Origin of the sequence: Lentzea aerocolonigenes, from assembly GCF_000955955.1 — a bacterium.
Taxonomy (GTDB): Bacteria; Actinomycetota; Actinomycetes; order Mycobacteriales; family Pseudonocardiaceae; genus Lentzea; species Lentzea aerocolonigenes_A.
This window is the reverse complement of record NZ_JYJG01000645.1, coordinates 1-266: the sequence shown is the minus strand read 5'-3', so window position 1 is coordinate 266 and position 266 is coordinate 1. Positions and strand designations below refer to the sequence as shown.

The following is a 266-nucleotide window of genomic DNA, read 5'->3' as shown; positions in this document are numbered from 1 at the left end:
CGTCGAACGAGTACTTCCCGTCCGGGCCGGTCGTGGTGGTCTGACCGGTCGACAACTTGACCGGCACGTTCGGCACGCCCGGCTCGCCGTCGTCCTGCACGCCGTTCTTGTTGTCGTCCTGCCAGACGTAGTCGCCGAGCTTGTTGGGCGGCGAGACCAGACCCATGTCCAGGGTCAGGTCGACGCGGTGCCCGACACCCAACGTCGTCTCCGCCACACAACCGGTGGCCGGGTCGGCGTCGGAGTCCTTGGCATCGTCACCACCG

At 67.7% G+C, this 266-nt stretch carries 1 protein-coding gene; it reads right to left on the bottom strand.

Going from position 1 to position 266, the window contains the following annotated elements:
• The coding region (locus UK23_RS48100; protein WP_045318577.1) for an SdrD B-like domain-containing protein at window positions 1-266 on the bottom strand (266 nt) is incomplete at both ends.